Origin of the sequence: Planococcus glaciei (genome assembly GCF_900099655.1) — a bacterium.
Taxonomy (GTDB): Bacteria; Bacillota; Bacilli; order Bacillales_A; family Planococcaceae; genus Planococcus; species Planococcus glaciei.
In genome coordinates this window covers 1-24,283 of record NZ_FNDC01000018.1, presented here as the reverse complement: position 1 = coordinate 24,283, position 24,283 = coordinate 1, and the positions used below count along the sequence as shown (strand labels likewise).

The window sequence follows — 24,283 nt, the reverse complement described above, 5'->3', positions numbered from 1 at the left end:
AAATGGACAAGGAGGCAATGCGATGAAGCCCATCAATAAAATTAACAGCGTCTTAACGCCGCTTGACCGAAAAAACGTAGATACCGACCAAATCATTTCCAAGGAGTTCTTGAAGCGGATTGAACGGACGGGCTTCGGCCAGTACTTGTTCTATCATTGGCGTTTCCATCCGGACGGTTCCCCAAGAGAAGACTTTGTGCTAAATGATCCCCGCTACAGCGGCTCCGAAATTTTAGTTGCCCAAGAGAACTTCGGCTGCGGCTCTTCACGTGAACATGCCCCGTGGGCCATTCAAGATTACGGTTTTAATGTGGTCATTGCGCCGAGTTATGCGGATATCTTCTATAATAACTGCGTCAAAAACGGCATCTTGCCAATTCGCTTAACCGATAGCCAGGTAGATGAATTGATTCAAAAAGGGCAAAAAGCCCCTTTGGGTCTGGAAGTCAATCTGGAAGAGCAAACGGTGACTGCGGAAGACGGCAGCCGCTATGAATTCACAATCGACCCTTATTGGAAAGAAATGCTGCTGAAAGGCTGGGATGAGATTGCTTTGACGTTCCAGTACGATGACTACATCACGGCATACGAGCAGCAGCAACAGCAACAACAGTAATTATATATAGTAGAAAATGAAAATCCTTCGCTGCAAGCGGGGGATTTTTTTGTATTAAAACATAAACAACCTCTCCTTATTTTCTGAGTTTTTCTAATTCCAGCAAACACGGGGTTTAGTATTGACATCCTTTTGGCATTTTGTTAATTTTAACAGTGTACTTTAACGCTTTAGCACACTAAAGGAGATAATAAATATGAATGCAGTAATACTTGCTGTCCTGGTCATGCTGGTCTTAAGTTTGTTCCGCGTCAATGTGGTGTTTGCCTTATTGATTGGAGCGCTTGCCGGAGGACTGAGCGGCGGCTTATCGCTTATGGATACCGTAGCAGCTTATACTGAAGGTTTAGGGGCAGGGGCGACGATTGCACTCAGCTACGCAATGCTTGGCGGATTTGCCGTGGCCATTTCACGGACAGGCATACCTGAGCTGCTGGTTTCAAAAGTTTTGAAGCTCGTAAACAAAGAAGGGGAAGGGACAAGAGAAAATCTGGCGAAAGCTTTGGTGATTTTTGCTTTGCTTGCCATGGCGATTTTATCGCAGAATGCCATTCCGATTCACATTGCCTTTATCCCATTATTGGTGCCGCCAATTTTGCATATTATGAATGAGCTGCGGATCGACCGACGCCTGATTGCGTCGGTGCTGACGTTCGGTCTGACTGCACCGTATATTTTATTACCGTATGGCTTCGGGTTGATCTTTCACGAAATCGTCGCCACACAGATGAAGCTGGCGGGATTGCCGATCGACATGGCCGACATTCCAAAAGCAATGGCGATTCCGGTTGCAGGCATGGCGGTGGGATTGGCAGTCGCGGTGTTCATCTCTTACCGAAAACCTCGCGACTATCATGCGAGAGCAACTAATACTATAGAAGAAACTCAAACAAAGACGGCTTCGACGAAAGACGTCATCGTTACGCTCGTTGCATTGGCAGCGGCATTGTATGGGCAGATCCAGACGGATTCGATGATTATCGGGGCGCTTTCGGGCATTCTGGTGTTATATGTCTTTGGGGCAATGAAATGGCGTGAGGCTGACGATGTACTGACTGCCGGCATGCGCATGATGGCCTTTATCGGATTTGTCATGATCTCAGCGAACGGATTTGCATCGGTTATCACTGCGACAGGAGCGGTGGAGCCGCTTGTTTCCAGTGTGGCGGATGTATTCGATGGCAATAAAGGAGTCGCTGCATTCTTCATGCTGGTGGTCGGCCTGCTCGTGACGATGGGAATTGGGTCGTCGTTTGCAACCATTCCAATCATCGCTGCAATCTTTGTGCCGCTGAGTATGGAGTTCGGATTCTCGACGATTGCCATCATTTCGCTGATTGGAACTGCGGGGGCACTAGGGGACGCCGGATCGCCTGCTTCCGACTCGACACTCGGGCCGACAGCCGGGCTGAATGTCGACGGCCAGCACAATCACATCTGGGATACGTGCGTGCCGACCTTCCTCCATTACAATATTCCGCTGATTGTTTTCGGCTGGATTGCCGTCATGTTCTTGGCTTAAGAAAAAAATGTTCGGACTATTTGCTTGAGAGTTGAATATCTAAAATATCCTGTTATACTAATAAAAGCGAATCAGAAAGAATTTCGTGGAAAGCCTTGCGGAATTCTTTTTTCTTATGTATAATGGTGAATGTTGGTCTTTGACTGCGATGAAGCGAGAGGTTACCGATACACCCGGCCGCTTTGCCATGGCGAGTGATTGGAAAATTTTCGTGGAGAATGTCTATCCAAAATAGGCGAAAAGGAGGGAAAGTAATGGCAAAACAGAAAATTCGTATCCGTTTGAAAGCATATGATCACAGAGTACTTGATCAGTCTGCTGAGAAAATTGTAGAAACTGCAAAACGTTCAGGTGCAAGTGTATCGGGTCCAATCCCGTTGCCAACTGAAAAGTCGGTCTACACAATCTTGCGTTCAGTGCACATTTACAAAGACTCACGCGAGCAATTTGAAATGCGCACACACAAACGCTTAATCGATATCGTTAACCCTACTCCACAAACAGTGGACGCGTTAATGAAATTAGATTTACCATCAGGCGTCGACATTGAAATCAAACTTTAATCGGCAAACGAAATAGAAAAACACAAATAATCACAGGAGGTGTGACAACATGACCAAAGGAATCTTAGGTAGAAAAATCGGTATGACGCAAGTTTTTGCTGAGAACGGTGATTTAATCCCTGTAACTGTAGTTGAAGCTGCTCCAAACGTAGTGCTTCAAAAGAAAACAGTTGAGGTTGATGGCTACGAAGCAATCCAATTAGGTTTTGAAGACAAGCGCGAAAAGCTTTCTAACAAACCTGCTAAAGGACACGTAGCAAAAGCGAACACTGCTCCTAAGCGCTTCATTCGCGAACTTCGCAATGTAAACTTAGCTGATTACGAGATTGGTCAGGAAGTCAAAGTAGATGTATTCGCAGAAGGCGATGTAGTAGATGTTACAGGAACAACAAAAGGTAAAGGTTTCCAAGGTGTTATTAAACGCCACGGACAATCACGCGGGCCAATGGCTCACGGTTCACGTTACCACCGTCGTCCTGGTTCAATGGGTCCGGTTGCTCCTAACCGCGTATTCAAACAGAAGAAATTGCCTGGTCAAATGGGTGGAACGACAATTACGATTCAAAACCTTCAGATCGTTAAGGTTGATACTGAACGTAACTTGCTTCTAATCAAAGGTAATGTTCCTGGTTCACGCAAAGCATTGCTACGCGTTAAATCAGCTATCAAATCGAAATAATATTTTTTTAGAGGAAGGAGGAAACACGAATGCCTAAAGTAGCTTTATTAAATCAAACTGGTTCTCAAGTTGGCGACATCGAATTGAACGACTATGTATTCGGTATCGAGCCAAATGAAGCCGTGTTATTCGACGCAGTAGTGATGCAACGCGCTTCACTTCGCCAAGGTAACCATAAAGTAAAAAACCGTTCTGAAGTAGCTGGTGGTGGTAAAAAGCCATGGCGCCAAAAAGGAACTGGACGTGCCCGTCAAGGTTCGATCCGTTCACCACAATGGCGTGGAGGCGGTATCGTATTCGGTCCGACACCACGTAGCTATAGCTATAAATTGCCTAAGAAAGTCCGTCGCTTGGCTCTACGCTCTGCGCTTTCATCTGCAGTAGTTGGAGAAAAATTGATGGTACTTGAAGGATTGACTTTTGATGCACCAAAAACAAAAGCATTTACTAAATTGATGCAAGATCTTTCAATTGGTAAAAAAGCTTTGTTCGTAACTGCTGACCCGGATGAAAACGTAGCATTGTCTGCTCGCAACATCCAAGGTATGACAGTGGTAGCAGCAACTGGCATCAACGTTTTAGACTTGCTTGGACATGACAAAGTTGTTATGACTAAAGCAGCGATTGAGAAAATTGAGGAGGTGCTTAGTTAATGGAAGCACGTGATATTCTAAAGCGTCCGGTCATTACTGAGCGTTCTTCTGAAGTAATGGCAGATAAGAAGTACACTTTTGAAGTGGACACTCGCGCTAACAAAACACAAGTTAAACATGCTGTTCAGGAAATCTTTGGCGTGAAGGTTGAGAAAGTCAACATCATGAACTACAAAGGCAAATTCAAACGCATGGGCAAACACGCAGGCTATACAAACAAACGCCGCAAAGCGATTGTTAAATTGACTGCTGACTCTAAAGACATCGAATTGTTCGAAATTTAATTTCTATAAGTTCTTAAAGAACTACTAACGAAGGAGGGAAACAACGTGGGGATTAGAAAATACAAACCTACCACTAACGGTCGTCGTAACATGACTACTTCGGATTTCGCTGAAATCACAACGAACAAGCCGGAAAAGTCGCTTCTGCAACCAACTAGACGCAAAGGCGGCCGTAATAACCAAGGTAAAATAACTGTACGCCATCACGGTGGTGGACATAAACGCCAATACCGTGTCATCGATTTCAAACGTAACAAAGATGGCATTCCAGGACGCGTTGCTACAATCGAGTACGATCCAAACCGTTCTGCTAACATTGCATTAATTCACTACGCTGACGGAGAAAAACGTTACATCTTGGCTCCTAAAGGAATCGAAGTTGGAACGCAAATCATGTCAGGCGTTGAAGCTGATATCAAACCAGGTAACGCACTTCCGTTGTCTAACATCCCAATGGGTTCTACAATCCATAACATTGAATTGAAGCCAGGCGGCGGCGGACAGCTAGTTCGTTCTGCAGGAACTTCAGCTCAGGTTCTTGGTAAAGAAGGCAAATACGTAACTGTTCGTTTGCAATCAGGCGAAGTTCGCATGATCCTTGCTACTTGCCGCGCTACAATCGGTGCTGTAGGCAACGAACAACACGAATTGATTAACATTGGTAAAGCAGGCCGCAGCCGCTGGTTAGGCAAACGCCCAACAGTCCGCGGATCTGTAATGAACCCGAACGATCACCCACACGGTGGTGGTGAAGGACGTTCGCCAATCGGACGTAAATCACCAATGTCTCCATGGGGCAAACCGACTCTTGGATACAAAACACGCAAGAAAACGAACAAGTCAGACAAGTTCATCGTGCGTCGTCGTAAAAAATAATTTGATTCCGCTGCGGTTCAGCATAAGAACCGTGGTGCAATCACGAAGGGAGGATCCCAAATGGGCCGCAGCTTGAAAAAAGGACCTTTTGTTGACGATCATCTTATGAAAAAAGTTGAAGCGCAAAAGGACTCTGAGAAAAAACAAGTGATTAAAACTTGGTCTCGCCGTTCTACAATTTTCCCGACATTCATCGGACAAACAATTGCAGTATACGATGGCCGTAAGCACATCCCTGTATACGTAACTGAAGATATGGTAGGCCATAAACTAGGTGAATTTGCGCCAACACGCAAATACGCTAGTCATGGTGCAGACGATAAGAAAACAAGACGTTAATTGAGAGGAGGATTTCCCCATGCAAGCAAAAGCTGTTGCTAGAACAGTACGTATTGCTCCTCGTAAAGTCCGTTTAGTAGTAGATTTGATCCGAGGCAAGCAAATCGGCGAAGCCGTTGCAATTTTAAAACATACTCCAAAATCGTCATCGATTGTAATTGAGAAGTTATTGAAATCTGCAGCTGCTAACGCTGAACACAACTACGAAATGAACTTGGACAACCTGATTGTTAGCGAAGTATTCGTTGACGAAGGCCCAACATTGAAACGTTTCCGTCCACGTGCAATGGGACGCGCGAGCGCAATCAACAAACGTACAAGCCACATCACACTAGTGGTATCTGAGAAGAAGGAGGGATAATTCGTGGGACAAAAAATACATCCAATCGGGATGCGTATCGGAATCATTCGTGACTGGGAGTCAAAATGGTACGCTGAAAAAGACTATGCGACACTTCTTCACGAAGATATTAAAATCCGTGAATACATCGAAGCACGTTTGAAAGAAGCTTCAGTTTCTAAAATCGAAATTGAGCGCGCTGCAAACCGTGTAAACGTAACAATTCACACTGCGAAACCAGGTATGGTAATTGGTAAAGGTGGTTCTGAAGTAGAAGTACTTCGCAAACAGCTTAACTCTATGACTGGCAAGCGTGTACACATCAACATTATCGAAATCAAAAGAGCTGACCTTGATGCGAGACTAGTTGCTGAAAGTGTTGCACGTCAATTGGAAAACCGCGTGTCTTTCCGCCGTGCACAAAAACAAGCAATCCAGCGCACTATGCGTTCTGGCGCTAAAGGGATCAAAACTCAAGTATCTGGACGTCTAGGCGGCGCTGACATTGCGCGTGCTGAACACTACAGTGAAGGTACTGTTCCGCTCCATACGCTTCGTGCTGACATCGACTATGCACATGCTGAAGCAGACACTACTTACGGCAAACTTGGCGTAAAAGTATGGATCTACCGCGGTGAAGTCCTTCCAACTAAGAAGAAATCTGAGGAAGGAGGCAAATAATATGTTAATGCCTAAACGCGTTAAATATCGTCGTGAGCACCGCGGAAAAATGCGCGGAGAAGCTAAAGGCGGCAAAGAAATCGCATTCGGTGAATTTGGTCTCCAGGCTTTGGAATCATCTTGGATCACTAACCGCCAAATCGAAGCAGCTCGTATCTCCATGACTCGTTACATGAAACGTGGCGGTAAAGTCTGGATTAAAATTTTCCCGCATAAACCTTATACGAAAAAGCCTCTTGAGGTACGTATGGGATCCGGTAAAGGTTCGCCTGAAGGCTGGGTAGCGGTTGTTAAAACAGGTAAAGTAATGTTCGAACTAGCTGGAGTATCTGAAGAAGTGGCACGCGAAGCATTGCGCCTTGCATCTCACAAACTTCCGATCAAAACAAAGTTCGTAAAACGTGAAGAAATTGGTGGTGAATCGAATGAAAGCTAATGAAATCCGTGACTTAACCACTGCTGAAATCGAACAAAAAGTGAAATCACTGAAAGAAGAGCTTTTCAACCTTCGCTTCCAATTGGCTACTGGTCAATTAGAAAATACTGCTCGCATCCGCGAAGTACGTAAAGCGATCGCGCGTATGAAAACTGTGATTCATGAAAGAGAAATCAGTGGCAATAACTGATAATTCGAGAGGAGGTTTGCAAGTATGACTGAGCGTAACCAACGCAAAGTATACACAGGCCGTGTTGTGTCTGACAAAATGGACAAAACCGTTACAGTAATGGTTGAAACTCAAAAGAAGCACGCACTTTATGGCAAACGTGTAAAATACTCTAAGAAATTCAAGGCTCATGATGAGCTAAACGAAGCTAAAATGGGCGACATCGTTCGCATCATGGAAACTCGTCCGCTATCAGCTACTAAACGTTTCCGCGTATTGGAAATTGTAGAAAAAGCGGTTATTATCTAATTTAAATAATTTCGGAACCTAAGAAATTCCGAAGGGAGGTAACCTAAGTGATCCAACAGGAAAGTCGTTTAAAAGTTGCAGACAACTCGGGTGCTCGTGAAGTACTAGCGATTAAAGTACTTGGTGGTTCTGGTCGTAAGACTGCAAACATCGGTGACGTAATCGTTTGTACCGTGAAAAAAGCAACACCAGGTGGCGTTGTTAAGAAAGGTGAAGTCGTTAAGGCTGTCATCGTTCGCACGAAAAGCGGAGCTCGCCGTAAAGACGGTACTTACATTAAATTTGATGAAAATGCATGTGTTATTATCCGTGACGATAAAGGTCCACGTGGAACACGTATTTTCGGACCTGTTGCACGCGAACTTCGCGACAACAACTTCATGAAAATCGTTTCACTTGCTCCTGAAGTTCTTTAATAAATCAATGTGCCATACCAAGGAGGTGCGACAGAATGCATGTTAAAAAAGGCGATACAGTTAAGGTAATCTCCGGTAAAGATAAAGGCAAAACAGGTGTTGTTTTGGCTGCTCTACCTAAGAAAGACCGTGTGCTTGTTGAAGGTATCAATATCATCAAAAAGCATACAAAACCGAACCAGGCAAACCCACAAGGTGGAATTGTCAGCCAAGAAGCAGCAATTCACGTTTCTAACGTTATGTTACTTGACCCTAAATCCGGCGAGCCGACTCGTGTAGGATACAAGGTTGAAGATGGTAAAAAAGTTCGTGTTGCAAAAAAATCCGGTGAAAAATTAGATAAATAAAATTCCTGAATGAAGGGAGGTACACACATGAACCGCCTAAAAGAAAAATATGTGAATGAAATCACTCCTGCTCTAGTGAGCAAGTTTGAATATAAATCAGTAATGCAAACACCTAAAGTCGATAAAATCGTTATCAACATGGGTGTGGGTGAAGCTGTTCAAAACACTAAGTCTCTAGACTCGGCTGTTGAAGAATTACAAACGATCACTGGTCAAAAACCAGTTATTACTAAAGCTAAGAAATCTATCGCTGGCTTCCGTCTTCGTGAAGGTATGCCTATCGGATGTAAAGTTACACTACGCGGAGAGCGTATGTATGACTTCCTGGATAAATTGATTGCTATCTCTCTTCCACGTGTACGTGACTTCCGTGGCGTTTCGAAAAAATCTTTCGACGGACGCGGTAACTACACACTTGGTGTGAAAGAACAATTGATCTTCCCTGAAATCGATTATGATAAAGTTTCTAAAGTACGCGGTATGGACATCGTAATTGTAACAACTGCGAACTCTGATGAAGAAGCTCGTGAGTTATTAACACAATTCGGAATGCCGTTCCAAAAGTAAACGTGAGGGAGGCGTAAACGTGGCTAAAAAATCTATGATCGCAAAACAAAAACGCACGCCAAAGTTTAAAGTACAAGAGTACACACGCTGTGAACGATGCGGACGTCCGCATTCAGTATTACGCAAATTTAAACTTTGCCGTATTTGTTTCCGTGAACTTGCATATGTGGGACAAATTCCTGGCGTCAAAAAAGCCAGCTGGTAATCCCCTAATTTGGGAAGGAGGTAAAAGTAATGACAATGACAGATCCGATTGCAGATATGCTGACACGCATTCGTAATGCGAACATGGTTCGTCACGAGAAATTAGAGCTTCCGGCTTCTAATGTGAAAAAAGACATCGCTGAAATTTTGAAGCGTGAAGGTTTCGTCCGTGACGTTGAATACGTTGAAGATGACAAACAAGGCATGATCCGTATCTTCTTGAAATACGGAGCTAACAACGAACGCGTTATTACTGGATTGAAACGTATTTCAAAACCAGGACTACGTGTTTACGCAAAAACTAATGAGGTGCCTCGTGTACTAAACGGTCTAGGAATCGCTTTAGTATCGACATCACAAGGTTTGGTAACTGATAAAGAAGCCCGCGCGAAACAAATCGGCGGAGAAATTATAGCATACGTTTGGTAATCAGAAACAAACGAATGGAGGTGCAATAGAATGTCACGTGTAGGTAAAAAACCAATCGAGGTACCTGCTGACGTTACTGTAACTGTCGCTGACGGCAATGTAGTAACTGTTAAAGGACCTAAAGGCGAGATGACTCGCGCATTTAACCAAGATATTACAATTTCTCAAGAAGAAAACGTGCTAACACTAACACGTCCTTCTGACTCGAAACAACACCGCACAATTCACGGAACTACTCGTGCTTTGCTTGCTAACATGATTCTAGGAACTTCACAAGGATTCGAGCGTGTGCTTGAATTGGTTGGGGTTGGATACCGTGCTCAGCTGCAAGGCCAGAAATTGGTTCTTAACGTAGGTTACTCTCACCCGGTAGAATTCACTCCGGAAGAAGGAATCTCTGTTGAAGTTCCATCGAACACACGAGTAATCGTTAAAGGGATCGACAAAGAACGCGTTGGAGCTCTAGCTTCTAACATTCGCCAAGTACGTCCTCCAGAGCCATATAAAGGCAAAGGGATTCGTTACGAAGGGGAAAAAGTTCGCCGCAAAGAAGGTAAAACAGGTAAATAATGCTGCTTAGGCAGGCTGAAAGGAGTGACCTCAGTGATTACGAAACTCGATAAAAACGCATCTCGTAAAAAGCGTCATGCTCGCGTACGTTCAAAAATCACGGGTACAGCATCACGCCCGCGTTTAAACGTATTCCGTTCAAATAAATATATCTACGCTCAATTGATCGATGACGTAAACGGTGTAACACTAGTTAGCGCATCATCAATGGAAAAAGACTTCGAAGGTTCAAAAGGCAATATCGAAGCTGCAGCTAAAGTTGGCGAAACTATCGCTAAACGTGCTGTAGAACAGCAATTGTCATCGATTGTTTTTGACCGCGGTGGTTATTTGTATCACGGGCGTATTAAAGCACTTGCAGAAGCTGCACGTGAAAATGGTTTACAATTTTAAAAGAAGGAGGGACACATTTCATGCGTCGTATTGATCCAAACAAACTTGAACTTGAAGAACGCGTAGTTACGATTAACCGCGTAGCGAAAGTTGTAAAAGGTGGACGTCGTTTCCGTTTCTCCGCATTAGTTGTTGTAGGCGACAAAAATGGTAATGTCGGTTTCGGTACTGGTAAAGCACAAGAAGTTCCAGATGCGATCCGTAAAGCTATTGAAGATGCGAAGAAAAACCTAATCGAAGTACCTATGGTTAAAGGTACAACTCCACATCTAGTAATCGGCCGCTTTGGTGCAGGCCAAATTCTTATCAAACCTGCTTCACCGGGTACTGGAGTAATTGCAGGCGGACCTGTCCGTGCGGTACTTGAACTTGCTGGAGTACAAGACATTTTGTCTAAATCTCTTGGTTCAAACACACCAATCAACATGGTACGTGCAACTATCAACGGTTTAACTCAACTGAAAAGTGCTGATGAAGTTGCAAAACTTCGTGGCAAAACTACAGAAGAGCTATTAGGATAAGGAGGGAAAATTACATGGCTACTAAACTAGAAATTACCCTCACAAAAAGCGTAATCGGCGCAAAACCGAATCAACGCAAAGTCGTTCAATCACTTGGACTTCGCAAAATGCATCAAACAGTTGAGCAGCAAGACAATGCAGCCGTTCGCGGTATGCTTGATAAAGTCGCTCACTTAGTAACTATCAAAGAAGTTTAATCCCTGATTTCTATAGAAGGAGGTGCCAACCAAATGAAACTTCATGAATTAAAACCAGCAGAAGGTTCACGCAGTTCTAGAAAGCGTATCGGACGCGGTATCGGTTCAGGTACTGGTAAAACAGCAGGTAAAGGTCATAAAGGTCAAAACGCACGTTCAGGCGGCGGAGTTCGTCCTGGATTCGAGGGTGGACAAAACCCATTGTTCCGTCGTTTGCCTAAACGCGGGTTTACAAACATCAACCGCAAAGACTATGCTGTCGTAAACCTTGATGTATTGAACCGTTTCGACGAAGGCACAGAAATTACACCTGCATTGCTTATCGAATCAGGTGTTGTGAGCAACGAACGTTCTGGAATCAAGATTCTGGGCAACGGTAGCTTGGAGAAGAAACTGACTGTTAAAGCTCACAAATTCTCTGGATCAGCTAAAGAAGCGATTGAAGCTGCCGGTGGACAAACCGAGGTGCTTTAATGTTTCAGACAATCTCTAATTTTATGCGCGTGACTGATATTCGAAATAAAATTTTCTTTACATTACTGATGCTCGTCATTTTCCGGCTCGGAACTTTCATTCCGGTGCCTAATGTCGATGCAGCAGTTCTGCAAGCTACCGATCAAGCTGGCTTGATTGGATTCTTAAATACTTTCGGTGGAGGCGCCCTTGCTAATTTCTCGATTTTAGCGATGGGAATCATGCCATACATTACAGCGTCAATCATCGTGCAATTATTGCAGATGGACGTTGTACCGAAATTTGCTGAGTGGGCGAAACAAGGAGAAGTCGGAAGACGGAAACTTGCTCAATTCACTCGCTACTTCACAATTGTACTAGCCTTTATTCAAGCGATCGGAATGTCTTACGGATTCAACCAGATTTATGGCGGATCTTTAATTCAGAACGATACGATTGCAACTTATGCAGTCATCGCGATTGTTTTGACTGGCGGTACAGCTTTTCTACTGTGGCTTGGTGAGCAGATTACGGCAAAAGGTGTGGGGAACGGTATTTCGATTATCATCTTCGCTGGGATTGTCGCTGCAATACCTGGAGCTATCAACCAATTATATGCTCAGCAGATCGAAGGGGCTGGAGATCAACTCCCGATCAACCTTGCTATCATGGCATTGCTGGCATTAGCAGTTGTTGCTGTTACTGTATTGGTCATTTATGTTCAGCAAGCGCTGCGCAAAATTCCAATCCAGTATGCAAAACGAGTTGCTGGCCGCGGCCAGACAACGAATGCACAACAAACGCATTTACCTTTGAAAGTAAACTCGGCTGGGGTTATTCCGGTAATCTTCGCAGTGGCGTTTATCATCACGCCGCAAACCATTGCTTCATTCTTTGGTGCCAACGCGTTTACGGATGCGGTCCAGAATACGTTTGACTACACGCGTCCAGTCGGCATGATTATTTATGTCGCTTTGATTATTGCATTCACGTACTTCTACGCATTCATTCAGGTGAACCCTGAAAACATGTCGGATAACCTGAAAAAGCAAGGCGCTTATATTCCAGGAATCCGCCCGGGTAAAAATACGCAAGATTATTTAACAAGTGTGTTGTACCGTTTAACATTCGTCGGCGCTATTTTCCTTGCAGTCATTGCGGTTATGCCGATCCTTTTCATCAACCTTGCGGGCTTGCCCCAATCGGCTCAAATCGGCGGTACTAGCCTTCTGATTATCGTAGGGGTAGCACTGGAGACGATGAAACAACTGGAATCGCAACTTGTTAAACGTCATTATAAAGGCTTTATGAAATAATCAAGGGTCTTTGGAACGCTAACACGTTCCTTGCTACTTGTCTGAGGGGGCAAAACCGTATGAATATCGTATTAATGGGTCTGCCAGGTGCCGGCAAAGGTACACAAGCAGACAAAATTGTTGAGAAGTACGACATCCCTCATATTTCTACAGGTGATATGTTCCGTGCCGCCATCAAAGGCGGAACGAAACTAGGCTTGGAAGCAAAATCGTTCATGGATCAAGGGGCATTAGTGCCTGATGAAGTGACTATCGGTATCGTCCGTGAGCGTCTTAGTGCAGTGGATTGTGCAGAAGGCTTTCTATTAGATGGCTTTCCGCGTACAGTCCCACAAGCTGAAGCGCTGGAATCTCTTCTTGCCGACCTTGGCAAAAGAATCGAGCATGTCGTAAACATCCAAGTTGAACAAGATGAACTAATTGCACGTTTAACAGGCCGATGGATCTGTAAAGTTTGTGGAACTGCTTACCATACTGCGTTCAATCCTCCTCAAGTTGAGGGCGTTTGCGACAAAGATGGCGGAGAACTCTACCAGCGTGAAGATGATAAGCCTGAAACCGTCACGAAACGTTTAGAAGTCAACATTAACCAAACACAGCCGCTTCTTGATTTCTACGGAGACAAAGGTGTGCTGAAAAATATAGATGGACAGCAGGATATTCAAAAAGTATTTGCTGACATTGATGCTCTTCTAAAGGGCGACCGAGGTTAAGTCCCGGCGCCGGGCGCAGTTAGTTGCCTCCATGTGGCTTTAAGGAGCACCGGAGATATGAATTTTCGAGAGCTGCAAAAGCAAACAATGCCTAATTATATGAAATCCGGTGCAGGGTGCACGATGTGCAATTATGCACTGGAAATAGTATAATGGGTTTCGTGGAAGCATCTGTGTAACGGGTTTGGAACTCATCCAAGGCAGTCCGGACGGTCGAGGAAACATGAGTCAGACTGGCTAAACCGGATTACCCCCTCTCCGCATCTGCGGGCAGTGGAACTCGGAGACTGTCTTTCGAATGTCACTCATGCATTCCTGGTGAATGAATAGAACAATTCAATCAGCAAATACTGTTTGAAGATGAGAACCTGATTTGTATACAGAAGGGAGACTGGGTCGATGGCGAAAGACGATGTAATCGAAATTGAAGGAACAGTCGTTGAGACTTTGCCTAACGCGATGTTTAAAGTGGAACTGGAGAACGGCCATACGATTCTTGCGCATGTATCCGGCAAGATCCGCATGCACTTCATCCGCATTCTGCCAGGGGATAAAGTTACAGTAGAATTATCTCCTTATGATTTAACACGCGGTCGTATCACATACCGTTTTAAATAATCTTTTGCACTCCGGACTACTAAGGAGGTTGGGTTAGATGAAAGTGAGACCATCTGTAAAACCGATCTGTGAAAAATGTAAAGTTATTCGCAGAAACGGTAAAGTAATGGTAATCTGTGAAAATCCGAAACATAAACAAAGACAAGGCTAATATGAAGGAGGTGCATCATACACATGGCACGTATTGCTGGTGTTGACATTCCGCGCGACAAACGCGTTGTTATTTCATTAACATACATTTTCGGTATTGGTAAAACTACGGCTCAGAAAGTACTTGCTTCTGCTGGTATCTCTGAAGATACACGCGTTCGTGATCTTACTGAAGACGAGTTGAACAATATCCGTGAACAATTGGATCAATACAAAATTGAAGGTGACCTTCGCCGTGAAGTATCAATGAACATCAAACGCTTGATGGAAATTGCAAGCTTCCGTGGCATCCGCCACCGCCGTGGACTACCTGTACGCGGTCAAAATACGAAGAACAATGCGCGTACGCGTAAAGGTCCTCGTAAAACTGTAGCGAACAAGAAAAAATAATCAGTAAAGGAGGTTTCTTCTTAACATGGCACGTAAACAACAAACTCGTAAGCGTCGTGTGAAAAAGAATATCGAATCAGGTATTGCTCACATCCGCTCAACATTTAACAACACAATTGTTACAATTACAGATATGCAAGGGAACGCAGTATCATGGTCAAGCGCTGGTGCTCTAGGATTTAGAGGTTCTCGTAAATCTACACCTTTCGCTGCTCAAATGGCTGCTGAAACCGCTGCTAAAACTTCAATTGAACACGGTCTTAAAACTCTAGAAGTTACAGTTAAAGGTCCTGGTTCAGGTCGTGAGGCTGCAATCCGTGCGCTTCAAGCTGCCGGACTAGAAGTTACAGCTATCAAAGATGTAACTCCAGTACCTCATAACGGTTGCCGTCCACCGAAACGCCGCCGCGTGTAATCGTTAATCTGAATAAGATTTTTGAACATCACGACTTACTGAATGTGTACCAACTTGTAGCGAAAGTCTGTGACTATCGAATTCTTGATTAAACGAAAAAAACACCGACGTTTTGAAGGAGGGTAAAATGAATGCTCGAAATAGAAAAACCAAAAATTGAAACGGTCGAGATCGACAGCAGTTCCAAATATGGAAAATTTGTTGTTGAACCGCTTGAGCGTGGATATGGAACCACTTTAGGTAACTCCTTACGTCGAATCTTACTTTCATCTTTACCAGGCGCTGCTGTTACTTCGATTCAAATTGACGGTGTATTACACGAATTCTCCACTGTTGAAGGTGTAGAAGAAGATGTAGCCTCTATCATTTTGAACATTAAGAAGCTGGCTTTGAAAATTTACTCTGACGAAGAAAAAGTCATTGAAATTGACGTCAAAGGTGATGGAACGGTTACGGCTGCAGATATCACGCACGACAGTGACGTGGAAATTTTGAATCCGGATTTATATATTGCAACGATCGCTAAAGGCGGCCACCTACGTATGCGCATGTATGCGAACCGAGGCCGTGGATATGCACGTGCAGATCAGAACAAACGTGACGATTTGCCGATTGGCGTTATCCCGGTTGATTCAATCTATACGCCCGTTTCACGTGTTAACTTCCAAGTAGAAAATACACGAGTGGGTCAACTCGCTAATTTCGATAAATTATCTCTTGATGTTTGGACAGATGGCAGCATTGGTCCAAAAGAGGCAATTGCACTTGGGGCTAAAATCTTTACTGAGCATTTAAATATCTTCGTTGGATTGACTGACGAGGCACAAACGGCTGAAATCATGGTTGAAAAAGAAGAAGACCAAAAAGAAAAAGTGCTTGAGATGACTATCGAAGAACTTGATCTTTCGGTTCGCTCTTACAACTGCTTAAAACGTGCGGGTATCAACACGGTACACGAACTGGCAAGCAAGTCGGAAGACGACATGATGAAAGTCCGCAACCTTGGACGCAAATCACTAGAAGAAGTTAAAGTGAAGTTGGAAGATTTAGGGCTAGGCCTTCGCAAAGAAGACTGAATACCAGGAATCTGATCCGAACTATTTAACAAAGGAGGGAAACTTCAATGAGAAAGCTTCAACGTACAAGTTCTCAACGTAAAGCACTATTACGTGACCTTACAACAGACTTAATCGTACATGAGCGCATTCAAACGACTGAAGCTCGTGCGAAAGAAGTGCGTTCTACTGTAGAAAAAATGATTACGCTTGGTAAACGTGGAGATCTTCACGCACGCCGTAAAGCTGCAGCATATATCCGCCGTGAGCTAGTAACATCTACTGACGCAGAAGGTAACGAAAACACAATCTTTGCTTTGCAAAAATTGTTTGATGACGTTGCTCCACGCTACGCAGAACGCCAAGGCGGCTACACGCGTATCATGAAAATGGGTCCTCGTCGCGGAGACGGTGCACCAATCGTTATCATCGAATTAGTTTAATCTGAATCATCCGATTCGGATCAAAGCCTTCGGATGAAATATTCCGAAGCACCATTAAATTAGTTGAAGAGGGTTCGCGCCCTCTTCTTTTAGCATCATGATTTATACGACAAATATGAAAAGCTGAGCGTTACGATGAGCGAGCCGAAAGGCGGCGACTTGTCTAGCTCTACGCACCTCATTCAGCTCCGGCTTAAGCACCCGGAGAGCCATAGACAGATAAGCGCATTTCTCTGAATGAGGTGCGCGCTTTTTTTATTTATTTACCATTTTACATATGCTTACTAGACCGAGTAGAGTAGAGATAGGCAGTACAGAGGAGGTTAGCTGAGATGAATTCGATTATTATGTCATTCAAAGATGTGACATTTACATATACGCCGGACGATCAGTCGGTAAGGCCCGCAGTTGCGGACCTGTCCTTTTCAATAGAAGAAGGGGAATGGATTGCTTTAGTCGGCCATAACGGCTCAGGCAAATCGACCATTGCCAAATTGATGAATGGATTGCTGTTTCCGCAAGCGGGAGAAGTGGCAGCGATGAACCTGACGATGTCCGAAGAAAGTTTATGGGATATCCGTTCCCAAATGGGGATGGTCTTTCAAAATCCGGACAACCAGTTTGTAGGGGCTACCGTCCAGGACGATGTCGCTTTTGCTTTGGAGAACAACGGAGTGCCCCATGAAGAGATGGTGGTGCGCGTGAAAGAATCTCTCCGCCAAGTAAAAATGGAGGAATTCCTTGACCATGAACCGCATCACCTTTCAGGGGGGCAAAAGCAGCGGGTGGCCATAGCAGGAGCTCTCGCTTTACGGCCGCGGCTGTTGATTTTGGACGAAGCCACTTCCATGCTCGATCCACAAGGGCGGATGGAAGTAATTGAGACCATCCGTGAATTGCGGGAAGAAACCGGCCTGACGGTTATTTCCATTACCCATGACTTGGAAGAGGCGGCGCTTGCAGACCGCATCATTGTGATGAATGCGGGCCGTAAGCACAAAGAAGGAACGCCGGAAGAAGTATTTCTGACCGGCAATGAACTGACAACGCTCGGCCTGGATCTGCCTTTTGCGATGCGCATGACGCATTTGCTGAGAGAAGCGGGTGTCCAGGTTTTAGGAGAACATATGACAGAAGACGAGCTGGTGGAGGAATTATGGACATTTTACTCCAAGAAGTAGGATACAGTTATGCCATGAATACGCCGTTTGAAAAAAGGGCGCTGCACAATGTCAATATTCATATTCCGTCCGGCTCGTATACAGCAATCATTGGCCATACGGGGTCGGGGAAATCGACCGTTTTGCAGCATCTGAACGCTTTGCTAAAGCCGACTGAAGGGTCGGTGGTAATTGGTGAGCAGCAAGTGGATGCCAAGACAAAAGGCAAGCATTTGCGGGACATCCGCCGCCAAGTCGGCATTGTCTTCCAATTTCCGGAACAGCAGCTATTTGATGAAACGGTGCTGAAAGACATCATGTTCGGGCCGTTGAATTATGGAGTTTCTGAAGAAGAAGCAAGCCGGCGGGCACACGAACTGGTGGAACAACTGGGATTGCCGGCAGACGTGTTAGAAAAATCGCCATTTGATTTATCCGGTGGGCAAATGCGCCGTGTGGCCATTGCCGGTGTTCTGGCGATGGAGCCGGACGTACTGGTATTGGATGAACCGACAGCCGGACTGGATCCGAAGGGCCGGCGTGAAATCATGGATCTGTTTCATGAGCTTCACGTAAAGAAAGGCTTAACTACGGTTCTCGTTACCCATAGCATGGAAGATGCTGCCCGATATGCCGATCAAGTGGCCATCATGCATCAGGGCAAATGCGTGGCGACAGGGGAACCTAAGGACATTTTTTCAAATGAAGAGCAATTGCTTGATTACCGCCTGGAGCCGCCGCGGACAATTCGGCTTCAACGGAAATTCGAGGAAAAGATGGGGATAAAACTGGATAGCATTTCGCTGACTGAAGAAGCCCTGGCTAAAAATCTGGCCCTTGCTTTTTTGGAAGGACGTGAAGCTGAATGATGGAAAAAATGATATTTGGCCGTTTTATTCCAGGTGATTCTTTCGTCCATCGAATGGACCCTCGGGCGAAAATTCTGTTTGTCTTTTTGTTTATTGCCATTGTTTTTGTGGCCAATAATACGCTGACGTATTTGCTCTTGCTGGCTTTTACCTTTTTTGTGGTGTTTTTATCAAAAATACGCCTTTATTTCTTAGTGAATGGCTTAAAGCCGGTCTTTATTCTGTTGATTTTTACTTTTATGCTGCATATCTTCTTTACGAAGGGAGGCGACCTTCTTTTTAGCTTCGGTTTTGTCGAGGTTTACGAAGAGGGGCTTCGGCAAGGGATATTCATCTCAATCCGCTTCCTGGTGCTGGTGTTCATCACGAGCATTTTAACGCTGACGACGTCACCGATTTCGATTACGGACGGCATTGAAGTGCTTCTTGGGCCTTTTAAACGCATCAAACTGCCGGTCCATGAATTGGCGCTGATGATGTCAATCTCGCTGCGATTCATTCCGACTTTGATGGATGAGACGGGCAAAATCCTGAAAGCGCAAATGGCAAGAGGTTCAGATATCGGCTCCGGTCCGTTGAAGAAGCGGATTAAAGCGGTCGTGCCGCTCCTGATTCCTTTGTTTGTCAGCGCCTTTAAGCGCGCTGAAGACTTGGCAACTGCCATGGAAGTGCGCGGTTACCGGGGAGGGGAAGGCAGAACACGCTACCGCCAGCTGGATTGGCGGATGAGAGATACGCTGAGCTTGTTGATGCTGGTTGGATTCACGGCAGTGCTCTGGTATTTCCGGACGTAAGGAGAGAACTATGAAACGATACAAAGCAACCATTGCTTACGACGGTTCCGGGTTTGCGGGCTATCAGGTCCAGCCGGATTCGCGTACCGTCCAGCAAGAATTGATGAAGGTTTTAAAAACGATCCATAAAGGGGAAACGGTCCAAGTCGTGGCGAGCGGGCGCACGGATGCCAAAGTACATGCCACAGGCCAGGTCATCCATTTCGACAGCCCGTTCAATATTCCTTTGAGCGGCTGGCTAAAAGCGCTGAATGTGCTGCTGCCGGAAGACATCCGGGTGCATGCGATTGCGGAAGCGGATCCTTCTTTCCATGCGCGTTACCATACAAGCGGCAAAACTTACCGCTACAAATGGGACCGCAGCCCGATCATCAGCCCGTTTACCCGCAACTACATGGTGCATGTCAAACAGCGACCGGATGTGGAACAAATGAGGATAGCGGCAGAAGCGATTCTCGGCACCCATGATTTTTCAAGTTTCTGTGCGGCGAATACCGGTGTCGTAGACAAAGTCCGCACTGTCCGGCGCCTGGAGCTGGAAGAGCACGGGGAAGAATTGCATATGGTGATTGAAGGATCCGGCTTTCTGTACAATATGGTGCGCATCATTGCAGGTACTTTGATGGAAGTGGGAACCGGCCGAAGAGCTGCTTCCGACCTTGCCGGAATCGTCGCAGCAGCGGACCGGAGCAAGGCGGGGAAAACCGCAGCAGCCCACGGCTTATACCTGGAAAATGTGGCCTACGAAAGCTGAAACAACTTTTCCAGGTGTTTTTGGAAAAACCCTTGACTTTCGAGTTCATCCGTTATATGATGATGTATGGTATTTTCATTACCCCCACGATATGCCCCGGAAGGTTATTTGTGTTATGGGATAACGAAAAAACGGAACAACGAAACGAACATGTAACAACGGAACATTGGAACATGATTATAAAAAGAGATGATATTTTAGGAGGACAATATACATGCGTACAACATTCATGGCTAAAGGTCACGAAGTCGAGCGTAAATGGTTAGTTGTCGATGCAGAAGGGCAAACTCTTGGACGTTTAGCTTCTGAAGTCGCTTCAATCTTACGCGGTAAATACAAACCAACATTCACACCAAACGTTGACACAGGTGATCACGTAATCATCATCAACGCTGAAAAGATTCACCTTACAGGCAAAAAGCTTACTGACAAAATCTACTACCGCCACACGCAATACACAGGTGGTTTGAAACAGCGTACAGCTCTTGAAATGCGCACAAACTACCCAACAAAAATGCTTGAATTGGCTATCAAAGGGATGCTTCCTAAAAACACTTTAGGCCGTCAGCAGTTCAAAAAATTGCACGTATACGCTGGACCAGATCATAACCACCAAGCACAACAGCCAGAAGCTTACACGCTTCGCGGTTAATCATTAGTAAATAAGAGGAGGATACACCCTTGGCACAAGTTCAATATATTGGTACAGGTCGCCGTAAAAACTCTACAGCTCGCGTACGTTTAGTACCAGGAGACGGCACAATTACAATCAACAACCGTGACGTATCGGATTACGTTCCATACGAAACACTTGAACAAATCATCAAACAACCACTAGTAGCTACTGAAACTCTAGGAAGCTATGATGTGCTTGTAAACGTAAGAGGCGGAGGCTTCACAGGTCAAGCTGGAGCAGTACGCCACGGAATCGCACGCGCTCTACTTACTGTAGACCCTGCTTTCCGTCCAGCTTTGAAATCTGCTGGATTGCTAACTCGTGACCCACGTATGAAAGAACGTAAGAAACCAGGTTTGCGTTCAGCTCGTCGTGCACCACAGTTCTCAAAACGTTAATATTACAGAAACCCCTTTTCTCTCCGGAGAAAAGGGGTTTTGTTTTGGTCCTGAGAGTTTTGCGTGCAGCGATGCTTCCGCTTGTCTTGTCCAGCTGCAAGAGCCAGCTTATCGGGTCATAAGGCGCTCTGGCTGTGCGGCAAAGAGCGCCGCCGCCAATTGGTCAAACTTCTTATTGCTCCTGTCTCTGTGCCTGTATCGCTGCGCTAGCTTCGGGACATGAAAGAGCGTTGCATCGCTGGGCTGGCGTCGAGACATGAAAAACCGTTCCGGCACTTCATGCTTCTTGCACACTGAAGCTAACCGGCTCTTTCCTCTTTTCGTTTAGAAGACAGAATACATTTAAAATGAAAGGGTCTATGATATAATTTACGGTGAGCAAAAGTGATAGGGAGTGTAGGATATGTTGACTGAAGTACAAGTTCGCGAGTTACTCGGAGAGTTACAAGATCCGTTTTTACATAGATCGCTGACGGAAACAAACGGCATCACGTCTGTGAAAATAAAAGAAGAAAAAAATCACGTAAGCGTTAAGCTGGCGATTGCCAAAACGAATACGCCTGAACAGATGCAAATGCAAATGAAAGTGGTAGAAATTTTAAAAGGAGCGGGAGCCGGATCTGTCGGTATCCGCTTTGAAGAATTGGCGCCGGAAACTTTGGCACAGTTCCGTGGAACGGCAAGTGAGTCGGAAGCACAGGATCTACTGTCTCCGCTGAATAAAGTCGAATTTATTTCGATTGCGAGCGGAAAAGGCGGCGTCGGCAAATCAACGGTTTCTGTCAACTTGGCTGTTGCCCTTGCACGCCTTGGCAAAAAAGTCGGGTTGATTGACGCGGACATATACGGCTTTAGTGTTCCGGATATGATGGGAATCGATAAAGTGCCTGTGGTTCGCGGAGAGACCATTATTCCAGTAGAGCGCTTTGGCGTGAAAGTAATTTCAATGGGCTTCTTTGTAGAAGACAATATGCCAGTTGTATGGCGCGGCCCAATGCTTGGGAAAGTGTTGGATCAATTCTTCCGCGACGTTGAATGGGGAGACCTGGACTATCTTCTTCTCGATTTGCCGCCAGGAACAGGCGACGTTGCGTTGGACATCCACCAGATGCTGCCAGCTTCAAAAGAAATCGTCGTGACGACTCCGCATCCGACTGCCGCATTCGTAGCAGCTCGTGCTGGTGCGATGGCTATTCAAACGGACCATGAAGTTCTAGGGGTTATTGAAAACATGTCTTGGTTTGAAAGCAAGGAAACAGGCAAGAAAGAATATTTATTCGGCCAAGGCGGAGGCCCTAAGCTTGCAGAAGAACTGCAAGTGCCATTGCTTGGCCAGATTCCTTTAGGCCAGCCGGATTGGAACGAAGCAGACTTTGCGCCGTCGGTATATCTCGAAGATCATCCGACAGGTAAAATTTACGGCGAAATTGCTGAACAGATTTTGGTTCAGTTTGCCAAAAAATAAAAAAAGCGATCCCGAAAGCCGATTTTGGCTTTCGGGATTTTTTCATATTTGACAAATTGTCACGACTGTCAAGCATTGTTCACATCAAACACGTGCGGCCAATGGATTTTTTGGTTGGGGGTTGATACAATCTTAAGAGGATTTCAAACAATGGAGGCATTTACGTGACTATACGAAATTGGGTTAAATTTTTCTTTAAAGCGCTTTTAATCGGTGGAGCAGTAACCGGTATTCTCGGCATCTTCATCCGCTGGAATGATATATTTTCAAAGCCTGTAGCAAACGGTGAGTGGGGAGAAGTCCTTGCAGCATTTGTTTGGCTGGTCATTATCGGATTAACGATGAGCATCATCAGCCAGCTGTGCTTTTTCGCTTATTTGACGGTGCATCAGATCGGCATGAATATTTTCCGGACCTTGCGCCTGTGGAATTGGGTCCAAGTGCTGATTATTGTAGTAGTAATTTTGGATTTAATCGTGTTCCGATTCGGTCCGAACGCAGAAACATCCGGACAGGTTTGGCTGTACGGCATCCTGTTGGCGATTCTGCTGGTAACAGCATTTACAACAGCGTACTTTAAAGCGAAATGGACAAACAAAGAGGCTTTCATTTCTGCTTTGTTCTTTATGATTGTCATTACGACGGTTGAATGGCTGCCGGCATTGATGGTAGACGCAGGAAACATCGACAGCTGGGTGACCTTATTGTTGTTTCCATTCCTGGCGGTAAATGCCTATCAACTATTGGTGCTGCCAAAATACAATGAGCAGTCTGATATTGACCGCCAGAAGCTGGAAGAGCGGCGGGCGGCGCGCAGAGCTGCAGCACAAGCAAACCCTAAAAAATAATATTCCTTTAAAATCACCTTGGGTTCTTTCTTAATAGAAGGAAGCTAAGGTGATTTTTTAGTGGATAGGGAATGAAAGAACTTTGAATAAATACGCCAATGATTAAAATTTCAGAAAAACAAATTGGAGTTAAAATAGGAGGATGAAATGTAAAAATATGAAGGTTGAGTTGCTGGTGAAAACGCATAACAGCAAGCTTTTAGAAGCGTTACGATAAAGAAAGCAAAAAAGAAAAAAGAACTTTAGAAAAAACTTTCTCAAATGTGTTGACAGGAATATAAACATGCTTTAATATAATAAAAGTCGCCAAGCAACAACGAACAACATAAACGATAACGGCGACACAACATGAACCTTGAAAACTGAACAGCAAAACGTCAACAGATAGCAACGGCCGCGCAAAACGGCCCGCGCAAAATTTACTGATCAGGCTTCGGCCAGATCAAGCGACTCGCGCACCTTTCGGGGTGGCGAGACGCCAGCAAGTATTTGAGCAATCAACTACTCTATAATGGAGAGTTTGATCCTGGCTCAGGACGAACGCTGGCGGCGTGCCTAATACATGCAAGTCGAGCGGAAGTTGAAGAGCTTGCTCTTCAACTTTAGCGGCGGACGGGTGAGTAACACGTGGGCAACCTGCCCTGCAGATCGGGAT

39 protein-coding genes and 1 rRNA gene are annotated in these 24,283 nt (G+C 45.1%); all 40 read left to right on the top strand.

The features are described 5' to 3' along the window. The first annotated feature begins 22 nt into the window (after window positions 1-22). A complete protein-coding gene (gene leuD / locus BLQ32_RS17570; RefSeq protein ID WP_074511485.1) occupies window positions 23-616 on the top strand; it encodes a 3-isopropylmalate dehydratase small subunit in 594 nt (197 codons plus the stop codon). A gap of 196 nt (window positions 617-812) precedes the next feature. Further along, a complete protein-coding gene (locus BLQ32_RS17565; protein ID WP_074511483.1) occupies window positions 813-2,138 on the top strand; it encodes a Na+/H+ antiporter family protein in 1,326 nt (441 codons plus the stop codon). Window positions 2,139-2,392: 254 nt separating this feature from the next. Continuing rightward, on the top strand, window positions 2,393-2,701 hold the full coding sequence (gene rpsJ / locus BLQ32_RS17560) for a 30S ribosomal protein S10 (protein WP_036803896.1): 309 nt from the start codon (window positions 2,393-2,395) through the stop codon (window positions 2,699-2,701). A gap of 49 nt (window positions 2,702-2,750) precedes the next feature. Next, window positions 2,751-3,380 (top strand): 50S ribosomal protein L3, encoded by a 630-nt coding sequence (gene rplC / locus BLQ32_RS17555; protein WP_036803897.1) that lies wholly within the window; start codon window positions 2,751-2,753, stop codon window positions 3,378-3,380. A 29-nt stretch (window positions 3,381-3,409) separates the two neighbouring features. Continuing rightward, window positions 3,410-4,033: a 50S ribosomal protein L4 gene (rplD, locus tag BLQ32_RS17550; protein ID WP_036803899.1), complete on the top strand. Its 624-nt coding sequence runs from the start codon at window positions 3,410-3,412 to the stop codon at window positions 4,031-4,033. Then, window positions 4,033-4,317 (top strand): 50S ribosomal protein L23, encoded by a 285-nt coding sequence (rplW, locus tag BLQ32_RS17545; RefSeq protein WP_036803901.1) that lies wholly within the window; start codon window positions 4,033-4,035, stop codon window positions 4,315-4,317. Before rplD ends, rplW begins: the two co-directional genes overlap by 1 nt. 45 nt (window positions 4,318-4,362) lie before the next feature. Then, the gene (gene rplB / locus BLQ32_RS17540; RefSeq protein WP_036803904.1) at window positions 4,363-5,193 is read left to right on the top strand and encodes a 50S ribosomal protein L2; all 831 of its coding nucleotides are present in this window, start codon (window positions 4,363-4,365) and stop codon (window positions 5,191-5,193) included. Between the two features lie 60 nt (window positions 5,194-5,253). Next, the gene (rpsS, locus tag BLQ32_RS17535) at window positions 5,254-5,532 is read left to right on the top strand and encodes a 30S ribosomal protein S19 (RefSeq protein ID WP_006828932.1); all 279 of its coding nucleotides are present in this window, start codon (window positions 5,254-5,256) and stop codon (window positions 5,530-5,532) included. A gap of 19 nt (window positions 5,533-5,551) precedes the next feature. Continuing rightward, entirely contained in the window at window positions 5,552-5,893 is a 342-nt protein-coding gene (gene rplV / locus BLQ32_RS17530) for a 50S ribosomal protein L22 (protein ID WP_036803906.1), read from the top strand. Window positions 5,894-5,896: 3 nt separating this feature from the next. Beyond that, a complete protein-coding gene (gene rpsC / locus BLQ32_RS17525) occupies window positions 5,897-6,553 on the top strand; it encodes a 30S ribosomal protein S3 (RefSeq protein WP_036803908.1) in 657 nt (218 codons plus the stop codon). A 1-nt stretch (window position 6,554) separates the two neighbouring features. After that, complete coding sequence (gene rplP, locus BLQ32_RS17520; RefSeq protein ID WP_036803910.1) at window positions 6,555-6,989, top strand: 50S ribosomal protein L16; 435 nt, start codon at window positions 6,555-6,557, stop codon at window positions 6,987-6,989. After that, window positions 6,979-7,179 (top strand): 50S ribosomal protein L29, encoded by a 201-nt coding sequence (gene rpmC / locus BLQ32_RS17515; protein WP_036803912.1) that lies wholly within the window; start codon window positions 6,979-6,981, stop codon window positions 7,177-7,179. Before rplP ends, rpmC begins: the two co-directional genes overlap by 11 nt. Window positions 7,180-7,203: 24 nt before the next feature. Then, window positions 7,204-7,467 (top strand): 30S ribosomal protein S17, encoded by a 264-nt coding sequence (gene rpsQ / locus BLQ32_RS17510; protein WP_036803914.1) that lies wholly within the window; start codon window positions 7,204-7,206, stop codon window positions 7,465-7,467. 47 nt (window positions 7,468-7,514) lie between these two features. Continuing rightward, complete coding sequence (rplN, locus tag BLQ32_RS17505) at window positions 7,515-7,883, top strand: 50S ribosomal protein L14 (protein ID WP_036803916.1); 369 nt, start codon at window positions 7,515-7,517, stop codon at window positions 7,881-7,883. A gap of 35 nt (window positions 7,884-7,918) precedes the next feature. Then, window positions 7,919-8,230 carry a 50S ribosomal protein L24 gene (gene rplX, locus BLQ32_RS17500; RefSeq protein ID WP_036803921.1) on the top strand — a complete coding sequence of 104 codons (312 nt, stop codon included), beginning with the start codon at window positions 7,919-7,921 and terminating at the stop codon, window positions 8,228-8,230. A gap of 27 nt (window positions 8,231-8,257) precedes the next feature. After that, window positions 8,258-8,797: a 50S ribosomal protein L5 gene (rplE, locus tag BLQ32_RS17495; RefSeq protein ID WP_036803924.1), complete on the top strand. Its 540-nt coding sequence runs from the start codon at window positions 8,258-8,260 to the stop codon at window positions 8,795-8,797. Window positions 8,798-8,816: 19 nt separating this feature from the next. Continuing rightward, entirely contained in the window at window positions 8,817-9,002 is a 186-nt protein-coding gene (rpsN, locus tag BLQ32_RS17490; RefSeq protein WP_006828941.1) for a 30S ribosomal protein S14, read from the top strand. A 29-nt stretch (window positions 9,003-9,031) separates the two neighbouring features. Further along, window positions 9,032-9,430, top strand: coding sequence for a 30S ribosomal protein S8 (gene rpsH, locus BLQ32_RS17485; protein ID WP_006828942.1), 399 nt, complete (start codon window positions 9,032-9,034; stop codon window positions 9,428-9,430). A gap of 30 nt (window positions 9,431-9,460) precedes the next feature. After that, the gene (gene rplF / locus BLQ32_RS17480; RefSeq protein WP_036803926.1) at window positions 9,461-10,000 is read left to right on the top strand and encodes a 50S ribosomal protein L6; all 540 of its coding nucleotides are present in this window, start codon (window positions 9,461-9,463) and stop codon (window positions 9,998-10,000) included. 33 nt (window positions 10,001-10,033) lie between these two features. Further along, the gene (gene rplR, locus BLQ32_RS17475; RefSeq protein WP_036803929.1) at window positions 10,034-10,393 is read left to right on the top strand and encodes a 50S ribosomal protein L18; all 360 of its coding nucleotides are present in this window, start codon (window positions 10,034-10,036) and stop codon (window positions 10,391-10,393) included. A gap of 20 nt (window positions 10,394-10,413) precedes the next feature. After that, window positions 10,414-10,914: a 30S ribosomal protein S5 gene (gene rpsE / locus BLQ32_RS17470; protein WP_036803933.1), complete on the top strand. Its 501-nt coding sequence runs from the start codon at window positions 10,414-10,416 to the stop codon at window positions 10,912-10,914. A 14-nt stretch (window positions 10,915-10,928) separates the two neighbouring features. Next, entirely contained in the window at window positions 10,929-11,111 is a 183-nt protein-coding gene (rpmD, locus tag BLQ32_RS17465) for a 50S ribosomal protein L30 (protein ID WP_036803937.1), read from the top strand. Between the two features lie 33 nt (window positions 11,112-11,144). Then, the gene (rplO, locus tag BLQ32_RS17460) at window positions 11,145-11,585 is read left to right on the top strand and encodes a 50S ribosomal protein L15 (RefSeq protein WP_036803939.1); all 441 of its coding nucleotides are present in this window, start codon (window positions 11,145-11,147) and stop codon (window positions 11,583-11,585) included. Next, a complete protein-coding gene (gene secY, locus BLQ32_RS17455) occupies window positions 11,585-12,880 on the top strand; it encodes a preprotein translocase subunit SecY (protein ID WP_036803942.1) in 1,296 nt (431 codons plus the stop codon). Before rplO ends, secY begins: the two co-directional genes overlap by 1 nt. 59 nt (window positions 12,881-12,939) lie before the next feature. Continuing rightward, on the top strand, window positions 12,940-13,593 hold the full coding sequence (locus BLQ32_RS17450; RefSeq protein ID WP_036803944.1) for an adenylate kinase: 654 nt from the start codon (window positions 12,940-12,942) through the stop codon (window positions 13,591-13,593). 399 nt (window positions 13,594-13,992) lie between these two features. Further along, window positions 13,993-14,211 carry a translation initiation factor IF-1 gene (gene infA, locus BLQ32_RS17445; RefSeq protein ID WP_006828950.1) on the top strand — a complete coding sequence of 73 codons (219 nt, stop codon included), beginning with the start codon at window positions 13,993-13,995 and terminating at the stop codon, window positions 14,209-14,211. 37 nt (window positions 14,212-14,248) lie between these two features. Further along, window positions 14,249-14,362 (top strand): 50S ribosomal protein L36, encoded by a 114-nt coding sequence (gene rpmJ / locus BLQ32_RS17440; protein ID WP_006828951.1) that lies wholly within the window; start codon window positions 14,249-14,251, stop codon window positions 14,360-14,362. A 23-nt stretch (window positions 14,363-14,385) separates the two neighbouring features. Then, the gene (rpsM, locus tag BLQ32_RS17435) at window positions 14,386-14,751 is read left to right on the top strand and encodes a 30S ribosomal protein S13 (protein WP_036803947.1); all 366 of its coding nucleotides are present in this window, start codon (window positions 14,386-14,388) and stop codon (window positions 14,749-14,751) included. Between the two features lie 25 nt (window positions 14,752-14,776). Further along, window positions 14,777-15,166 carry a 30S ribosomal protein S11 gene (gene rpsK / locus BLQ32_RS17430; protein WP_006828953.1) on the top strand — a complete coding sequence of 130 codons (390 nt, stop codon included), beginning with the start codon at window positions 14,777-14,779 and terminating at the stop codon, window positions 15,164-15,166. Between the two features lie 131 nt (window positions 15,167-15,297). After that, window positions 15,298-16,242 (top strand): DNA-directed RNA polymerase subunit alpha, encoded by a 945-nt coding sequence (locus BLQ32_RS17425; RefSeq protein ID WP_036803951.1) that lies wholly within the window; start codon window positions 15,298-15,300, stop codon window positions 16,240-16,242. Window positions 16,243-16,289: 47 nt separating this feature from the next. Then, window positions 16,290-16,664 carry a 50S ribosomal protein L17 gene (gene rplQ, locus BLQ32_RS17420; protein ID WP_036803955.1) on the top strand — a complete coding sequence of 125 codons (375 nt, stop codon included), beginning with the start codon at window positions 16,290-16,292 and terminating at the stop codon, window positions 16,662-16,664. A gap of 332 nt (window positions 16,665-16,996) precedes the next feature. Continuing rightward, window positions 16,997-17,845, top strand: coding sequence for an energy-coupling factor ABC transporter ATP-binding protein (locus tag BLQ32_RS17415; protein WP_074511479.1), 849 nt, complete (start codon window positions 16,997-16,999; stop codon window positions 17,843-17,845). After that, window positions 17,821-18,693, top strand: coding sequence for an energy-coupling factor ABC transporter ATP-binding protein (locus BLQ32_RS17410; protein WP_074511477.1), 873 nt, complete (start codon window positions 17,821-17,823; stop codon window positions 18,691-18,693). Before BLQ32_RS17415 ends, BLQ32_RS17410 begins: the two co-directional genes overlap by 25 nt. Continuing rightward, complete coding sequence (locus BLQ32_RS17405; RefSeq protein ID WP_074511475.1) at window positions 18,690-19,487, top strand: energy-coupling factor transporter transmembrane component T family protein; 798 nt, start codon at window positions 18,690-18,692, stop codon at window positions 19,485-19,487. The genes BLQ32_RS17410 and BLQ32_RS17405 overlap by 4 nt, the downstream gene beginning before the upstream one ends. Window positions 19,488-19,497: 10 nt before the next feature. Further along, entirely contained in the window at window positions 19,498-20,241 is a 744-nt protein-coding gene (gene truA, locus BLQ32_RS17400; protein ID WP_074511473.1) for a tRNA pseudouridine(38-40) synthase TruA, read from the top strand. 214 nt (window positions 20,242-20,455) lie between these two features. Further along, window positions 20,456-20,893 (top strand): 50S ribosomal protein L13, encoded by a 438-nt coding sequence (gene rplM / locus BLQ32_RS17395; protein WP_036803970.1) that lies wholly within the window; start codon window positions 20,456-20,458, stop codon window positions 20,891-20,893. Between the two features lie 29 nt (window positions 20,894-20,922). Continuing rightward, entirely contained in the window at window positions 20,923-21,315 is a 393-nt protein-coding gene (gene rpsI, locus BLQ32_RS17390) for a 30S ribosomal protein S9 (protein ID WP_036803984.1), read from the top strand. A 403-nt stretch (window positions 21,316-21,718) separates the two neighbouring features. After that, on the top strand, window positions 21,719-22,780 hold the full coding sequence (locus BLQ32_RS17385) for an Mrp/NBP35 family ATP-binding protein (protein WP_036803986.1): 1,062 nt from the start codon (window positions 21,719-21,721) through the stop codon (window positions 22,778-22,780). Window positions 22,781-22,944: 164 nt separating this feature from the next. Then, window positions 22,945-23,628, top strand: a complete 684-nt coding sequence (locus tag BLQ32_RS17380) for a KinB-signaling pathway activation protein (protein WP_074511471.1) — start codon at window positions 22,945-22,947, stop codon at window positions 23,626-23,628. 508 nt (window positions 23,629-24,136) lie between these two features. After that, window positions 24,137-24,283 (top strand): 16S ribosomal RNA (locus BLQ32_RS17375); the annotation flags it as partial.